Raw genomic sequence first — 14,496 nt, 5'->3', positions numbered from 1 at the left:
ACCGGTCCCTACCCGCCGGTCCCGGGGGCAAACCCGGCACTCGACGCGTCTCCTAGGCTGACAGTGGCGGAAACCAGCCCGTCGCGGGCCGGAACCGTCGTGACGATCAACGGACGGGGGAGGAAGACGTGACGACCCGGGAGATCACCAGCGAGGCCGAACTACGCGAGCTGATCGGGACGCCGATGCCGCGCGCGGCCGCCAAGGACCGCCGTACGCTGCACGAACGCGACCGGGAGTGGCTCGCCGCGTCACCGTTCTGCCTGATCGCCACCGCTGGCGCGGACGGCACCTGCGACGTCTCCCCGAAGGGCGACCCGCCCGGCTTCGCGCTCGTGCTGGACGACACCACGATCGCCATCCCGGAGCGGCCCGGCAACCGGCGGGCCGACGGCTACCGCAACATCCTGGCCAACCCGCACGTCGGGCTGATCTTCCTGATCCCCGGCCGCACCGACACGCTGCGGATCAACGGGCGCGCCCGGCTGATCGCCGACGCGCCGTGGTTCGCCGACATGGAGGTCAAGGGCCACCGGCCGCTGCTGGCCGTCGAGGTCGCGATCGAGCAGATCTTCTACCACTGCGCGAAGGCTTTCCTCCGTTCCGAGCTGTGGCAGCCGGAGACCTGGCAGCCGGACGTGCTGCCGACCCGGGCCCGGCTGATCAAGGAGGTGGAGGCCCCGGCGGAGAGCCTGGCCGACCTGGAACGCCATTACGGCCCGGCCTACCTGGAGACCCTGTACCGCTGAGGTCCGTGGTCAGGGCCGGACGTTGCGCTTGCGCTTGCCCCGGCCCACGTATCCGCGACCGTCCGCCGCCGGCTCCACCCGGCGCGGCCGGTCGCGGCGCGGCCGGTTGGCACGCCGGCGCCTGATACGGGACAGGGTCAGCACCACCCCGACGCCCAGGACGGCCAGCCCGACCACGCCGAGGACGCCCTGCACACGGCCGCGGTGGCCGCTGAGCTGACCGAAGTCGGTCACGAAGTCGCCCGGGTCGGCCGGGTTCACCCAGATCGGCACCTCGGCCCCGGCGGCCCGGCACACCTCGAAGCAGGCCACCTCCTGCGCGTGCGTCCGGCCGTCGAGCTCGTAGCTGAAGTACATGGTCCTCGACGAGGAACTCCGGTTGCCGCCGCTCTTCGTCACCTGATCGACGACGACCGCCCGCGCGGGCGTACCCCGCTCGCGCAGCGTCACCGCCCAGTCGTCCAGCTCCGCCTGGGTGTGGAACGGCAGCCACAGCAACGCGCCGCCGCCGGCCACCAGCAGTACGCATGCGAGGTGGATCAGGAACGACCGGCGGTTGATCACCTGGCCATCGTCGCCGGGGGCCGCAACCCCGGGACCGACCCCCGATGGGGTTGAATCGGCTACGTGGCGAAGACCTTGACGATCACCACCCGGAACGCGAGCTTCCAGCAGTGGCAGGCGCTGCTGACCAACCGCAACAAGCGCCAGCGTGCCGGGGAGTTCCTGGTCCAGGGGGTACGCCCGATCACCGTGGCCCTGGAACAGGGGTGGGAGATCCGGGCGCTGCTGTACCCGGACCGGCAGCCGCTGTCCCGCTGGTGCCGGGAACTGCTCGACCGCGCCGACGCCCGGCGGGTCGCCCTCGCGCCCGAACTGATGCGGGAACTCAGCGGCAAGGAGGAGGAGTCACCCGAGCTGCTGGCCGTGGTGGCGCAGCCCGATGACGACCTGGCCCGCATCCCGGTCGGGCCCGACATGCTCGTGGTGGTCTTCGACCGCCCCAAGACCCCGGGCAACATCGGCACGCTGATCCGTTCCGCCGACGCCTTCGGCGCGTCCGGCGTGGTGGTCACCGGCCACGCCGCCGACCCCTACGACCCGAAGGCGGTGCGGGCCAGCACCGGGTCGCTGTTCGCCGTACCGGCCGTGCGCGTCCCCAGCCACCACGCCGTCCTCGACTGGGTCGCCGCGGCGCGGAAGGAGGGACCCCAGATCCAGATCATCGGTACGGACGAACACGGCGACGTGGACGTCGCGGAGCACGACCTGACCGGGCCCACTGTCCTGCTCGTCGGCAACGAGACGCACGGACTCAGCAAGGGCTGGCAGGAGGCGGCCGACCGGATGGTACGCATCCCGATCGTCGGCGCGGCCAGTTCGCTGAACGCGGCGGCGGCCGGGACGGTGGCCCTGTACGAGGCCGCCCGGCAGCGCGCGAAGCAACGGTGACGCCTGCCGCCGCTACGAGGCGACCGTGCCGGTAGCGGTCCTCGACGGCCGCTCACGTCCCCACGCGGCCAGCGGTTCGAGCGCGTCGTTGAGGCGTACGCCGTCCTCGGTCAGCGAGTACTCGACGCGCGGCGGCACCTCGTCGTAGGAGACGCGGCGCACGACGCCGTCCGCCTCCATCTCGCGCAGGTGTGCGGCAAGCACCTTCTCGGTGATCCCCGGCAGCAGCCGGCGCAATTCGCCGAAGCGGCGGTACGGGTGCTCGTGGAGTGCCCAGAGGATCAGGACCTTCCACTTGCCCCCGATCACCTCCATCGCGGCGTCGATCCCGCAGACATGGCCGTCCGGTGCGCCCGGCCGGTTCAACGTCGTCATGCCCCCGCCCTTCCGACCTGCTCGCTCACCTCAGAGTAACCACCTACTCCGAAGTGCGTACTTGATCACCTGCGGGCCTGCGACCAGCCTGATCGGCATGGCACACGACACTGTGGAGAAGACTTCAGTCACGCTGCTGGGCCTGGGCGCGATGGGTGCCGCGCTGGGCCGCGCCTGGCTCGCCGCCGGCCACCCGCTCACCGTCTGGAACCGCACCCCGGCCCGCGCCGCGGCGATCTGCGCCGAAGCAGCGCGGGCCGCGGACAGCGCCGCCGAGGCCGTCGCCGCCAACACCCTTGTCGTCGTCTGCCTGCTGGACGACGCCTCGGTCGAGGAGGTGCTGGCCGGCACCGACCTGGCCGGCAAGGACCTGGTCAACCTGACCACGAGTACGCCCGCCCAGGCCCGCGTCCGAGCCGGCTGGGCCCGCGAGCGCGGCGCCCGCTACCTCGACGGCGGGATCATGGCCGTTCCTCCGATGATCGGCGTCCCGGACTCCGGCGGCTACGTCTTCTACAGCGGCTCCCGCGAGCTGTTCGAACGGCACCGGGAGACGCTCGCCGTCCCCGCCGGCACCACCTACGTCGGCCGGGACGCCGGCTTCGCCGCCCTGCACGACGTCGCCCTGCTCAGCGCCATGTACGGGATGTTCGCCGGGGCAGCGCACGCCTTCGCCCTGATCCGCCGGGAGGACATCGACCCCGCGTCGCTGGCCCCGCTGCTCGCCGACTGGCTCGTCGCGATGGCCCCCGCCGTTCACCAGACCGCCGACCAGCTGCGGAGCGGCGACTATACGAAGGGCGTCGTCTCCACTCTCGCCATGCAGGTGGCCGGCACACCGACGTTCCTCCGCACCGCCGAGCAGCAGGGCGTCAGCCCAGAACTGCTCAGCCCCTACTTCGAGCTGATGCGCCGCCGCCTGGCCGAGGGCAGCGGCGAGGAGGACCTCACGGGCGTCATCGACCTGCTGGTGCGCTGACCGCCGCGGACCGAGACAACCCACGTGGACCGCCGATACGCCGATGGTGATCTCGGCTGTTCCCCTGATGAGATTTCCCGGCGACGCAATGACGATCGTCCGATGCGACAGGAGCATCCGCAGCACGTACCCGATTGCGCCGGCCCGACCGGCGTCGAGGGCAAGTTGCCGGTCGCCCGCTGGCGGCGCGTCCTGGCGGTTCTCGCGCCGGTGATCGCGGCGGTGCTCGGCGCCGCGATGGCCACGCAGTGGGAGGTCGGCGGCGGCCGAGCCGTCAGCTCCCTCCCCGCTCCGTCGCGATGGATGGCCGAGAACCTGCCGTTGTTCGACGGTGGGGAGCCGGCGTGGATCTGGCGCGGCCCCTTCTTCGTGTCTGTGCTGCTGGCGCTGCCGCTCGTCTGGACGGTCACCGGCCACGCCACCGCGACGCCCCGCCGCCTCACGAGGTACGGGCTCCTCACCGCGGCCATCGCGATCGGCCTGGAATACAGCAGCCCCGGGTACGGGTGGATGTTCGACCTCGTGGCCCTGTTGACGGCGCTGGTGGGCACCGTCTGGTGTGGGCTGCAGGGACTGCGGCGCGGCGTGCTGCCGCGCCGCGTCGCATGGGCGCTCGTCGCGGCGCTGCCGTTGACGCCACCAGCCGGCTTCCTCACGTTCTGGTACCTGCCGCCCGGCCTGACCATGGGCGTACTGCTGGCCTGGGCCGCTGCCGCCAGATGGTCTTACTCCCCCGCACCATCACCTGGACGTGTACGTGGTTTTGTTCGGTGACGACCTGGACGCCGTCGCCAACCGGCTGGACGAGGCGGTCGCAACGCGGGATGCGGATTAAATGCGGGCCGCTCACCTCGGGCTCGTAGGTCTGCGTGGCGGCAACTCGGCAACTGCGCGCGCTGCCCGTCGCACATCAGATGTCCGATCACATGCTGGCAGTCGGCTGTCCGGTCTCAGAACCTTCGTGACGGATCGGTATCAGGGACCTGGGTGACACTCCGCGACAGCGCCGAAGCGATCGGCGTGCGATCCAATCACGTCAAGTCGTCTCGGGCGCCGATCGGCGTCTGCGCTCTTCCCAACGGGCTTGTCGTCTGGCGTAGGCACGCCGCGCATCTGCCAGGCTGACCGGCCGTTCGGCGTAGGCACGCCGGGCATCCGTCAGACTGAGCGAACCGTTGGGGCCGCCTCGCACCGTGTCAGCGTCTTCGTCATCCTGCCCGTCGTCCTCCCAGCCGCAGGCGAAGCAAATCTCGAACTGACCTCGCCCCTCAAGCGTCGGGTGCCGACAGCAGGGGCACGCGTACGGTTCGCCACCCGCTTCAGCCACTACAGATCGCTGGTTCAACGCCTCGACGTACTGCTCAAACCACCTGGTGCGGCGCGCGAGTTCATCCGCGGACAGCCCCTCCTGCTTACCGGCATGCTCGTCCATCATCTGCCCCTCTCGCTGTCGATCCAGTTCAAGCATCGAACCCAATACAGAAAGGCCCCACCGCAGGGAGGTGGCGCAACCGCGTCCGCCTACACGTACCGTCCGCAACTCTGTCGACACGAACTGCCCGGAGGCAGACAAGATCGTCTAGCCGGACGTGTCACGCACGTCCTGAGACTGCTCCGTCACGCACGTCCCGAGACCCAACATCGCCGGCAGTCGCTGTCCTGCGCTGGTTGATGGTTGACACTGCGACCTCGGTTGATGCTTGACGCTGTGGCGATGTATCGCCAGCTCGGCTGTATTGGCGGGGTAATTCCGATGACGGCCTTTGGGCGGGCAGCAAGGATGGCGCATCGAAGGGGGTGCGACCACGGATGGCACTTACGGATGGCGTCAACCACCAACATCGACCCGTCGCCCTGGTGACCGGCGCCGGCCGCAGCGCCGGCATCGCCGCATCGGTGGTGCTGACGCTGGCCCAGACCGGCTGGGATGTCGGCTTCACCTACTGGACCCCGTACGACGAGCGGATGCCCTGGGGAGCCGATCCCAAGGCCATGACACAGCTCAGCAGCCAAGCCGCCAAGCACGGGGCGAGAACCGCAGCAGTCGAGGCGGACCTCGCTGATCCTCACGCCACGGCCGGCATCTTCGAGGCCGTGGAACGAGAACTCGGCGCGGTCAGCGCGCTCGTCCTCGCCCACTGCGAGAGCGTCAACTCGGGCCTGCTCGACACCAGCATCGAAAGCTTCGACCGTCACTTCGCAGTCAACACCCGGGCAAGCTGGCTCCTGATTCGCGAGTACGCCCAACGGTTCCACGGGCCACACGGCACGGGACGCATCATCAGCCTGACCAGCGACGCTACTGTCGGCAACCTTCCCTACGGAGCCAGCAAAGGCGCACTCGATCGGATCACCCTGGCCGCCGCTCAAGAACTGGCCCACCTCGGCGTGACCGCCAACGCCATCGATCCGGGCCCGACCGATACCGGCTGGATGACCACAGAAACCAAGGACGCGGTCCTACGGGCCACACCGCTCGGTCGCCTCGGGCGCCCCCAGGACTGCGCGAACCTCGTCGCGTTCCTGTGCTCACCCGACGGAGGCTGGATCAACGGCCAACTCTTGAACAGCGACGGCGGCATCACCTGACCAAAGCCCACGTAGCTCCGGAGATCGCGCGGGAAGCGGCTTCGCGGTTGGAGGGGGCGCTGTGGTCAGGTGTGTAGGTTGGCTGCTCGCTTGGCTGCCCGGCCTCGCGAGGGTAGGCAAAAGGCCCAGGTCATGATCGGCGATCAAGCCGGTGACCTGGGCCTTTCTGTGGAGCCGCCTGACGGAATCGAACCGTCGACCTACGCATTACGAGTGCGTCGCTCTAGCCGACTGAGCTAAGGCGGCAACGATCGTAAAGTGTACGGCACGCCCCGGCGGAAGCCGAACCGGATCCCCGGCCCCCGTACCCGGACACCGGACCACATCCGCCCCGTCACGGGAGAGACTTCGCGCCGCGTCCCGACTACCCTGCGGCGGGTGACCGACGAACCGCCGCGGCCAGCGGCCCCCGAGGCGCATCCCGGCGAGCGCGCCACCCGCCGCCCCCGCAGCATGGACCCTCGGGAGCTGGGTTTCACGCCACGCCGGCCGGTGCCCTGGCTCGCGCCGCTGCTGCTGATCAGCACCGGCCTGCGTACGCTGCTGGCGATGCTGTTCGGGGCGTACCTGGACAAGCGCGAGCTGCAGAACGCGTTCGGCGACGGCACGTTCCGGCAGGTCGGGCCGGACGGCGGGCTCTGGCTCGACTACGTGGCGGACCTGGGTGACGGCTTCGACGCCACGTACTCGGTGGCGTACCTGCTCGCCCAGCCGGAGCTGACTGTGGACGGGCACCGGCTTCCGCGGGCGCAGACGCTGGTGATGGGCGGCGACCAAGTCTACCCGGCGGCGGGCTACGAGGCGTACGAGGACCGCTGCAAGGGCCCGTACCAGGCGGCTCTGCCGGTCGCGCCGCCGGAGCAGCCGACGCTGTTCGCGGTGCCGGGCAACCACGACTGGTACGACGGGCTGACGGCGTTCCTGCGGCTGTTCGTGCGGACCCGGGACCGGCACTTCGGCGGCTGGGGCACCGGCCAGTCCCGCTCGTACTTCGCGGTCGAACTGCCGGCCGGCTGGTGGCTACTCGGCCTCGACGACCAGTCCGGGTCGTACCTGGACGACCCGCAGCTCACCTACTTCGACGAGGTGGCCCGCAAGCTCGCCCCGGAGTCGAAGGTGATCCTGGCGGTGCCGGCGCCCACGTGGGTCAAGGCCGTCGACCACCCCAACGCGTACGACTCGATCGACTATTTCATCCGTACCCTCGTCGCGCCGACCGGGGCGCAGGTGCGGGTGCTGGTCTCCGGCGACCTGCACCACTACGCCCGATACGCCGGGGCGGGCCGGCAGCTCATCACGTGCGGCGGTGGCGGCGCCTACCTCTACCCCACGCACCGGCTGCCGGAGAAGCTGGAGGTGCCGCCGCGTGACACGCTCACCCGGCGGGCCAGCAACACCCAGGAGTACGACCTGGCCGCGCGCTACCCGGACAAGGCGCGTTCCCGCCGGTACGGCTGGGGGATCTTCGCCCGGCTGCCGTTCCGCAATCCGGGCTTCACCACTCTGCTCGGCACCCTGCACACGCTGCTGATGCTGGCCATGGCCGGGGTGGCGGTGCAGCGGGTGGGCACCACCGAGCAGCGGCTGTTCAGCGTGCCGCTGGCGATCATGCTGGTGGTGGCGATGATGGGCGCGGTGTTCTTCGCCAAGCCGCCGACGGCGGGCGGGAAACGGCACGCCCGGCACTGGATCCTCGGGGTGGCGCACGGGCTGGCCCAGGTGGCGCTCGCCGCCGGGGGCACGTGGGTCTGGTTGCAGCTTCCGTTCTACGACTGGCCATGGCCGATGCCGGCGGTCGCCGCGGTGGTGCTCTACGGGCCGGTGAGCGGTCTTGTCGCCAGCCAACTTGTCGCGCTCTACCTGCTGGTGGCCGGCGCGTTCGGGGTCAACCTGAACGAGTTGTTCGCCGCCCAGGGCATCGAGGACTCGAAGGCGTTCCTGCGGTTCCGGATCGACCCGGACGGCACGCTGACGATCTATCCGATCGCTGTGGACAAGGTCTCCCACGGCTGGCAGCTCAACCCCGACCAGTCCCCGACGGCACCGTGGCTGACCCCGAAGACCCCGCTGACCCCCCGCCTCGCCGAACCCCCGATCGTCATCCGCTGACCCCTGATCAGCGCCGAAGGGGCGGGAGGGAAGGGGTCAGGGCTGGGGGTAGTGCTGGTCGTGGGCCTGCCGGGGGCCGCAGACCGAGGCTCGCGAGCACATCGAGCGCGAGCCGTCGGCGTCCAGGCGTACCGTCACCGCGTCGCGCGGGACGCTGTGGCCGACCACCTTGCCCTCGCCCTGCGGCGTGGAGACCCGGCTGCCGACCGCGGGGGCCGACTCCTGGAACTTCTGGTACAGCGGGTGCTCGTACTTGAGGCAGCACATCAGCCGCCCGCACGCGCCGGAGATGCGCAGCGGGTTGAGTGGCAGGTCCTGGTCCTTCGCCATCCGGATGGTGACCGGCTCGAAGTCGTTGAGGAACGTGGCGCAGCACAGGTCACGTCCGCAGGAGCCGATGCCGCCCTGCACCCGTGCCGAGTCACGGGCGGACAGCTGCCGCAGCTCGACCCGGCAGTGCAGGGTGGCGCCCAGGTCACGGACCAGGGAGCGGAAGTCGACCCGGTGCGGCGCGGTGAAGTAGATGGTGGTGCGGTCGCTGCCGTTCTCCGGCGTGGCCAGGACGTGGTCGACGGCGACCACCTTCATCGGCAGGCCGTGTTCGCGGATCAGCCGCTTGGCGGCCACCTTCGCCTCGGCCTTGCGCCGGCGCAGCGTCTCGTCGCGGCGCAGGTCGTCGTCCTCGGCGAGCCCGGCGAGTTTCGGGAACCCGTCGGTGTCCTCGCTGACCCATTGGGCGGCCCAGACGCACTCGGCCACCTCGGGTCCCTCGTCGGTGGGCACCAGCACCCGGTCGCCCACCTGCGGGCGCAGCTCGCCCGGGTCGAGGTAGTAGAGGCGCCCGTACCGGTTGAAACTGACCGCGCAGAGCATGCCCATGCGCCCCACCCTACGCGGATCGACGCCCGCCGTACGGCGGGCGGTCGCCGTCCGGTCACCGACTGCGGCGATCGGGTCCGTCGATCCGGCCGAATCGCTCCCTTCGCCTCGCCCGGACGGCTGAAACCTCGCCCGCTGCCGGGACAAGCGTGTGTCGACAGCGTTGAGTGAAGACATACCTGCGGGGGGTGCAGGGGAAGTCCACGGCGTCGCCGCCGTTGCCCGGCCACGGCCGGTCCGGCGCGCGGCGCCGTGGACCGTCAGTAGCCGATTCGGGTGGTGCCGCCGTAGTGCGGCGCGACCGCCGGCCGATCCCGCCAGACCGTCTCGGCGAGACTCGGCCCCCACTGACGCAGCAGCGTCTCGGCGCCGTCGTAGGCGACTCCGAGCACGCCGAGGATCCGGGTGGCGATCTCGGCAGCGGCCGACGCCCCGGCCGGTCCGGGCTGGACGCCGGGGCGGGTCGCCGCGTGTACGGCGACCGCCTCGGACGAACCCAGCACCTCGGCCAGCGCGCGGGCCAGCGCGACCCGACTGCCCTCCACCCAGCCGGCCAGCGCGTCCGCGTAGCTCGCCGTCGACTCCAGCCGCCCGACCAGGCTCTCCGGCCCCTCGTCCAGGTGCCGGAGCAGTGTCGCGCGCGCCTCGTCGTACGCCGACGCGGCAGCACCCGACCAGGCGATCGCGTCGCCGAGCACGGCGCAGGTGTCGTCGTACCCCCGGACGAGCCGGCGCACGGCGTGGCCGGCGCCGGTCAGCGGCGCGGGGTGCAGGTCGAGGAACTCGCGCACGGCCGCGCCGGGAAGCACCTGCATGCGGCGCAGCAGCGGCCAGAGGCGGTGCCCCTCGGGCGCACCGGCGGCGAGCAGCGTGTCGACGCGGGCGAGCAGGTCGAGCCCCGGCTCGGCGAGGCGGTCGAGCGCGTCCATCAGGCCTCCCGGGCCAGCCGCCGGGCCACGCCGTCGTCGGCGGCGGCGTAGCGGTCGGCGGCGCTGCGCAGCGCCGCCGCGGCGGCTGCGAGCCGGACGGCGGCGGCCTGCGCCTCGCGTGCCCGGTCGGCGGTGGCGGCGGTCCACTGCCGGTGCAGCGCGCGGCCCACGTCGCCGGGGCGGCCGGCGGCGTGCGCGCCGAACGCGGGGTGCGGCGGGTCGGTGGCGGTGACCGTGCGGGCCAGCGTGGCGAGGGTCGCGCCGGCCTCGTCGAGGCGGGCGGCCAGGGCGCGCAGCGTCTCCATGTCAGGCTCCCGCCAGCGGCCGGTAGGCCGCGAACGTCTCGTTGTGCAGCTTCTCCCGCGCCCACTGCGCCGCGTCGGCGGCGGCGGTGACCGCCGCCTGCACCGAACCGGCCACGTCACGTGGGCTGCGGTGGTGCAGCGGACCGAGGAAACGCACGTCGGTGATCCGCCCACCGGCTGTCACCACCACCTCGACGAGGCCGTCGGGCGAGCGGACGGTGACCTCGACAGTGGCCACCGCCTGGTCGAACTCGGCCTGCAGGTTCTCGATGCGGCGGTAGCGCCGCACCGCCTCCTCGATCCAGGCCTCGTCGATCTCGCCCCGCGGCATCGGCGGACTCCTCCCGGCCGGTCGGCCCCAACATCACTGAGCGTGCCGCCTCGATCACCGCGGCATCACCGGGGACCGTACCGCACGCTAATCGCGCGTGTCGATGCCCTGTGGACAGCGCGGAACGGGAGTGGGTCAGCCGCGCCAGAGGGCGAGCATCATCGCCTCCACCGCGATCCGCGGCTTGACGTTCGCCTCGATCGCCGCCCGGCACTCCAGCACCGCCTCCAGGCGGCGCAGCGAGCCCTCGGCATCCCACTTCTGCGCGCCCGCCCCGGCAAGCGCCGCGATGTCGGTGTGCACCGGAGCGACCGGCGCCCGCAACGCCATGGTGAGCGCGTCCCGGTAGAACCCGGCCAGGTCGACAAGCGCCCGGTCGAGCGCGTCCCGCTGGGCGCGGGTGGCCCGCGACTTCTGCCGCTTCTCCAGGTCCTTGAGCTGACCGGCGGCGCCGCGCATCGCGCCGGCCGCGCCCCGGCCGGTGCCGCCCGCGCCGAGCGCGGTCTGCAACGCCGACCGTTCCGCCTCGTCGATCTCGACGACCGAGGCGGCGGCCTCCGCCTCGGCGGCCTCGATCAGCGCCGAGGCGGCGTCGAACGCCGCGCCGACGCCGGTCAGCCGGCGCGGCACGGCCAGCACCGCGTCGCGCCGCTGCCGGGCCTCCGGGTCGCGGGCCAGCCGCCGGGCCCGCCCCACGTGCCCCTGCGCGGCCGCCGCGGCCCACTCGGCCACGTCCGGCGCGACGCCGTCGCGACGGACCAGCACCTCGGCCACCGCGGCCGGTGGCGGCTGGCGCAACGGTACGACGCGGCAGCGCGACCGGATGGTCACGGAGATGTCGTCCGGGTGGGTGGACGGGGCGCAGAGCAGGAAGACGGTACGCGGCGGCGGCTCCTCGATCGCCTTGAGCAGCGCATTGCCGGCGGCCTCGGTGAGCCGGTCGGCGTCCTCGATGATGACGACCTGCCACCGGCCGCCGGACGGGGTGCTCGCCGCGCGGAGCACGAGCGCGCGCATCTCGCCGACGCCGATGGAGAGCCCGTCGGGCACGACGAGCCGCACATCGGCGTGCGTGCCGGTGAGCGTGGTGTGGCAGCCCGGGCAGCTGCCGCATCCGGTGCCGTGCACACACTGGAGCGCGGCGGCGAACGCGCGGGCAGCCACCGACCGGCCCGATCCGGGCGGCCCGGTGAAGATCCAGGCGTGGGTCATCCCGGCGCCGGGATCGGCGTCAGCGGCGGGCGCCGGACCCGGGTCGGTGTCCGTGCCGTCGAACTCCTCGGCGAGCGCGTCGAGGTCGTCGTACCCGCCGGCTGGCGCGCCGGCCGCGACGGGCACGGCGGCGCGCAGCAGCGCGGCGGCCGAGGCGGCGGCCCGCCGCAGCGTGTCCACCGCCTCGTCCTGCCCGACCAGATCGCCGAAGACGTCTGTCATCTTCGGGGTTGCTCCATCGTCACCAGCTCCGCGTCGGATAACTCCGGCTGGACCGAGGTGTCCGGGCCCTGCGCCGGACGCGGGTGCACGATCCCGCCCGGGTCGGCGAGGAGCTCACCCACCCGGCGCGCCACCGCCTCGGCGATCTCGTCCACCGGCCGGGACGCGTCGAGCACCAGGTAACGCTTCGGGTCACCGGCGGCCAGGTCGAGGAAGGCGTACCGGACCCGCTCGTGGAACGTCAGCGACTCGGCCTCGAGCCGGTCGGTGCCCTCGTTGCGGTCCTCGACCCGGCTCAGGCCGGTACGCGGCTCGACGTCGAGCAGCACCACCAGGTCCGGCTTGAGGCCGCCGGTGGCCCAGGACGAGAGCCAGGAGACCTCGTCCACCGGGAGCGTCCGGCCGGCGCCCTGGTAGGCCAGTGACGAGTCGACGTACCGGTCGCTGATCACCACCGCGCCGCGCACGAGCGCCGGGCGGACGACAGTCGCGACGTGGTGCGCCCGGTCGGCGGCGTAGAGCAGCGCCTCGGCGCGCGGCGACGGCGCCTCGTCCTTGCCGGTGTCCAGCACCAGCGAGCGGATCCGCTCACCGACCGGGGTGGCGCCCGGCTCGCGGGTGACCACCACGTCCCGCCCCTGCCCGCGCAGGCGCTCGGCGAGCACGGCGAGCTGGGTGGACTTGCCGGCGCCCTCGCCGCCCTCGAAGACCACGAACAGGCCGCTGGAGACGAACGGCTCGGCCGGCATCAGCGGGCGGCCCCGGATCGAGCCCCACAGGTCGGCGAGGACCGGTACGCCCTTCTTGTCGTCCATCTGGCCGAACGCGCTGATGCCGGCGATGATGCCGGCCGCGCCGGCGGCGAGCAGCAGCAGGCGGGTCGAGGAGATGGAGATGCCCAGGTCGGCGATGGTGAGCTGGCGGGAGCCGCCGACGCCGACCAGGAGGCTGCTGAGCGCGATGGCCAGGATCAGCACCAGCCGCGTGCCGATCTGCACCACCGCGAAGACGCGGCCGCGTACCTCGTCGGCGACCTCGCCGCCGAGCAGCGTGGTGCCGGCCAGGAACGCCATGCCGGCGCCGGCGCCGACCAGGATCGCGCCGAGGATGGCCATCGACAGGTGGATGGCGAAGGCGAGCACCAGCACCGAGGCGCTGGCGAGCACGATGCTCATGCCGAACCAGCGGCGGCGGGACATGTCCCGCACGATCATCGGCCCGAGGCCGATGCCGAGCGCCAGGCCGACGAAGATCGCGCCGAAGAGCAGCGAGAAGGCGGCGTCACCGGCGCCGAGCGAGTTGGCGAAGAACTTGGCCGTGCCGACCACGATGCCGCCGCCGGCGAACGCGCCGAAGATGCCCAGCACCAGGCCGCGGACGAGCGGGGTCTGGCCGATGTACTTCCAGCCCTCGGAGAACTGCCGGAACATGCTCTGCTCGGAGCGCTCCGCCTCGCCGCGCTGGGCCTGGCTGATCTCCTTGATCCCGAACGCCACCACGAGCGCGGTGGCCAGCCGGGAGAAGGCGTTGAACCAGAGCGCGAGCTGGGCCGGCTCGGCCCAGTCGGGCAGGTCGCCGCCGACCGCGCCGCGTACGCCCCGGTCCAGCACGGCCAGCGCGACGGCCGCGGCCACTGGCGTCAGGCCGTACGTGGTGATCAGCGTGAGCTGGTTCGCCGCCTCCAGCCGGGTACGCGGGATGAGGTTGGGAACCGCCGCTTCCTTGGCCGGGATCCACAGCAGGGTGATCGACTCGATCAGGAACGTGGCGATCAGCGCCCAGCCGACCACCAGCCCGCCCGCGGCGCCGGTGAGCGCGTACAGCGGGATCGAGGCGAACAGCACGAAGCGCAGCACGTCGCAGATGACCATCGTCCACCGGCGGTCGAACCGGTCGGCGAAGACGCCCGCCACCGGGCCGAGCACCAGCGCCGGGAGCAGCCGGATCGCTGTCACACCGCCGAACGCGGCGCCCTGGGCGGTGCTGCCGGAGACCTGGGACGCGGCGAACAGCGCGGTGGCGAGCAGGCCGAGCCAGTCGCCGAAGGAGGCGGCGCTGAGTACGATCCACAGCCTGCGGAACGGCCGGATGCGCAGCACCGAGCGGATGGCGGCGAGGCCGGAGTGGTCGGCGGCTGTCCCGGGCGACGACACGCCGGGCGACTCGCCGTTGTTCTGGCTTTCGATGGCCGTACCTCCACGTGCCGGCCCAGGTCTGGGCATCCCCGGTGGAACACTCTAGTCGCGTGGGAGGAGTGGTCCTGCGCGACATTCACCTGCTCGCTGAGCCTAGGCCGCCGGGACCACCGCCCGCAGCCCGGACAGACGCGAGGGTATTTCGCATTCTCGCCCAGACAGTTAGCGTG

15 protein-coding genes and 1 tRNA gene are annotated in these 14,496 nt (G+C 72.2%); 6 read left to right on the top strand and 10 right to left on the bottom strand.

Going from position 1 to position 14,496, the window contains the following annotated elements; translation table 11 throughout:
• The first annotated feature begins 128 nt into the window (after positions 1–128).
• Positions 129–749, top strand: coding sequence for a pyridoxamine 5'-phosphate oxidase family protein (locus MicB006_RS02375; RefSeq protein ID WP_116503531.1), 621 nt, complete (start codon positions 129–131; stop codon positions 747–749).
• Between the two features lie 9 nt (positions 750–758).
• Here the strand turns inward: MicB006_RS02375 and MicB006_RS02370 are convergent, their stop codons facing one another.
• Positions 759–1,313 (bottom strand): DUF3592 domain-containing protein, encoded by a 555-nt coding sequence (locus MicB006_RS02370; protein WP_225980615.1) that lies wholly within the window; start codon positions 1,311–1,313, stop codon positions 759–761.
• A gap of 63 nt (positions 1,314–1,376) precedes the next feature.
• On the opposite strand from MicB006_RS02370, the gene MicB006_RS02365 reads away from it, so the two are divergent.
• Entirely contained in the window at positions 1,377–2,201 is an 825-nt protein-coding gene (locus tag MicB006_RS02365) for a TrmH family RNA methyltransferase (protein WP_073826166.1), read from the top strand.
• Between the two features lie 12 nt (positions 2,202–2,213).
• Here the strand turns inward: MicB006_RS02365 and MicB006_RS02360 are convergent, their stop codons facing one another.
• The gene (locus tag MicB006_RS02360) at positions 2,214–2,576 is read right to left on the bottom strand and encodes a helix-turn-helix domain-containing protein (RefSeq protein WP_113972173.1); all 363 of its coding nucleotides are present in this window, start codon (positions 2,574–2,576) and stop codon (positions 2,214–2,216) included.
• Between the two features lie 97 nt (positions 2,577–2,673).
• Here MicB006_RS02360 and MicB006_RS02355 point away from each other — a divergent pair, with 97 nt between their 5' ends.
• Together MicB006_RS02355 and MicB006_RS02350 are read left to right on the top strand one after the other, a co-directional pair.
• Entirely contained in the window at positions 2,674–3,555 is an 882-nt protein-coding gene (locus tag MicB006_RS02355; protein ID WP_116503529.1) for an NAD(P)-dependent oxidoreductase, read from the top strand.
• Between the two features lie 102 nt (positions 3,556–3,657).
• Positions 3,658–4,329 carry a hypothetical protein gene (locus MicB006_RS02350; protein WP_116503527.1) on the top strand — a complete coding sequence of 224 codons (672 nt, stop codon included), beginning with the start codon at positions 3,658–3,660 and terminating at the stop codon, positions 4,327–4,329.
• 262 nt (positions 4,330–4,591) lie between these two features.
• Here the strand turns inward: MicB006_RS02350 and MicB006_RS02345 are convergent, their stop codons facing one another.
• The gene (locus MicB006_RS02345) at positions 4,592–5,023 is read right to left on the bottom strand and encodes a CPCC family cysteine-rich protein (RefSeq protein WP_225980614.1); all 432 of its coding nucleotides are present in this window, start codon (positions 5,021–5,023) and stop codon (positions 4,592–4,594) included.
• A 341-nt stretch (positions 5,024–5,364) separates the two neighbouring features.
• Between MicB006_RS02345 and MicB006_RS02340 the strand changes: the two genes are divergently transcribed.
• The gene (locus MicB006_RS02340) at positions 5,365–6,144 is read left to right on the top strand and encodes an SDR family oxidoreductase (protein WP_116503525.1); all 780 of its coding nucleotides are present in this window, start codon (positions 5,365–5,367) and stop codon (positions 6,142–6,144) included.
• Positions 6,145–6,313: 169 nt separating this feature from the next.
• Here MicB006_RS02340 and MicB006_RS02335 read toward each other — a convergent pair.
• Positions 6,314–6,390: transfer RNA gene (locus MicB006_RS02335), tRNA-Thr, on the bottom strand.
• Positions 6,391–6,522: 132 nt separating this feature from the next.
• On the opposite strand from MicB006_RS02335, the gene MicB006_RS02330 reads away from it, so the two are divergent.
• Entirely contained in the window at positions 6,523–8,253 is a 1,731-nt protein-coding gene (locus tag MicB006_RS02330) for a metallophosphoesterase (RefSeq protein WP_116503524.1), read from the top strand.
• A 36-nt stretch (positions 8,254–8,289) separates the two neighbouring features.
• Here MicB006_RS02330 and MicB006_RS02325 read toward each other — a convergent pair whose 3' ends face one another.
• The 6 genes from MicB006_RS02325 to tmk form a co-directional block, all read right to left on the bottom strand.
• Positions 8,290–9,132, bottom strand: coding sequence for a regulatory iron-sulfur-containing complex subunit RicT (locus tag MicB006_RS02325; RefSeq protein ID WP_073826189.1), 843 nt, complete (start codon positions 9,130–9,132; stop codon positions 8,290–8,292).
• 260 nt (positions 9,133–9,392) lie between these two features.
• Entirely contained in the window at positions 9,393–10,061 is a 669-nt protein-coding gene (locus MicB006_RS02320) for a hypothetical protein (protein ID WP_116503522.1), read from the bottom strand.
• Positions 10,061–10,366 carry a hypothetical protein gene (locus tag MicB006_RS02315; protein WP_073826196.1) on the bottom strand — a complete coding sequence of 102 codons (306 nt, stop codon included), beginning with the start codon at positions 10,364–10,366 and terminating at the stop codon, positions 10,061–10,063. The genes MicB006_RS02320 and MicB006_RS02315 overlap by 1 nt, the downstream gene beginning before the upstream one ends.
• A gap of 1 nt (position 10,367) precedes the next feature.
• On the bottom strand, positions 10,368–10,697 hold the full coding sequence (locus MicB006_RS02310; RefSeq protein WP_013473591.1) for a YbaB/EbfC family nucleoid-associated protein: 330 nt from the start codon (positions 10,695–10,697) through the stop codon (positions 10,368–10,370).
• Positions 10,698–10,832: 135 nt separating this feature from the next.
• Entirely contained in the window at positions 10,833–12,131 is a 1,299-nt protein-coding gene (locus MicB006_RS02305) for a DNA polymerase III subunit delta' (protein ID WP_116503520.1), read from the bottom strand.
• Positions 12,128–14,284, bottom strand: a complete 2,157-nt coding sequence (gene tmk, locus MicB006_RS02300; RefSeq protein ID WP_225980613.1) for a dTMP kinase — start codon at positions 14,282–14,284, stop codon at positions 12,128–12,130. Before tmk ends, MicB006_RS02305 begins: the two co-directional genes overlap by 4 nt.
• Between the last annotated feature and the right edge of the window lie 212 nt (positions 14,285–14,496).

The sequence above is a fragment of the Micromonospora sp. B006 genome, assembly GCF_003408515.1.
GTDB classification, from domain to species: Bacteria; Actinomycetota; Actinomycetes; order Mycobacteriales; family Micromonosporaceae; genus Micromonospora; species Micromonospora echinospora_A.
This window is presented reverse-complemented; position numbering and strand designations above follow the sequence as displayed.

Bases quoted from the DNA above. Each gene is read 5' to 3' on its own strand.
- MicB006_RS02305 (WP_116503520.1), bottom strand. From the start codon at position 12,131: ATGACAGACGTCTTCGGCGATCTGGTCGGGCAGGACGAGGCGGTGGAC.
- MicB006_RS02310 (WP_013473591.1), bottom strand. From the start codon at position 10,697: ATGCCGCGGGGCGAGATCGACGAGGCCTGGATCGAGGAGGCGGTGCGG.
- MicB006_RS02325 (WP_073826189.1), bottom strand. From the start codon at position 9,132: ATGGGCATGCTCTGCGCGGTCAGTTTCAACCGGTACGGGCGCCTCTAC.
- MicB006_RS02360 (WP_113972173.1), bottom strand. From the start codon at position 2,576: ATGACGACGTTGAACCGGCCGGGCGCACCGGACGGCCATGTCTGCGGG.
- MicB006_RS02345 (WP_225980614.1), bottom strand. From the start codon at position 5,023: ATGCTTGAACTGGATCGACAGCGAGAGGGGCAGATGATGGACGAGCAT.
- MicB006_RS02315 (WP_073826196.1), bottom strand. From the start codon at position 10,366: ATGGAGACGCTGCGCGCCCTGGCCGCCCGCCTCGACGAGGCCGGCGCG.
- MicB006_RS02320 (WP_116503522.1), bottom strand. From the start codon at position 10,061: ATGGACGCGCTCGACCGCCTCGCCGAGCCGGGGCTCGACCTGCTCGCC.
- MicB006_RS02355 (WP_116503529.1), top strand. From the start codon at position 2,674: ATGGCACACGACACTGTGGAGAAGACTTCAGTCACGCTGCTGGGCCTG.
- MicB006_RS02340 (WP_116503525.1), top strand. From the start codon at position 5,365: ATGGCACTTACGGATGGCGTCAACCACCAACATCGACCCGTCGCCCTG.
- MicB006_RS02350 (WP_116503527.1), top strand. From the start codon at position 3,658: ATGCGACAGGAGCATCCGCAGCACGTACCCGATTGCGCCGGCCCGACC.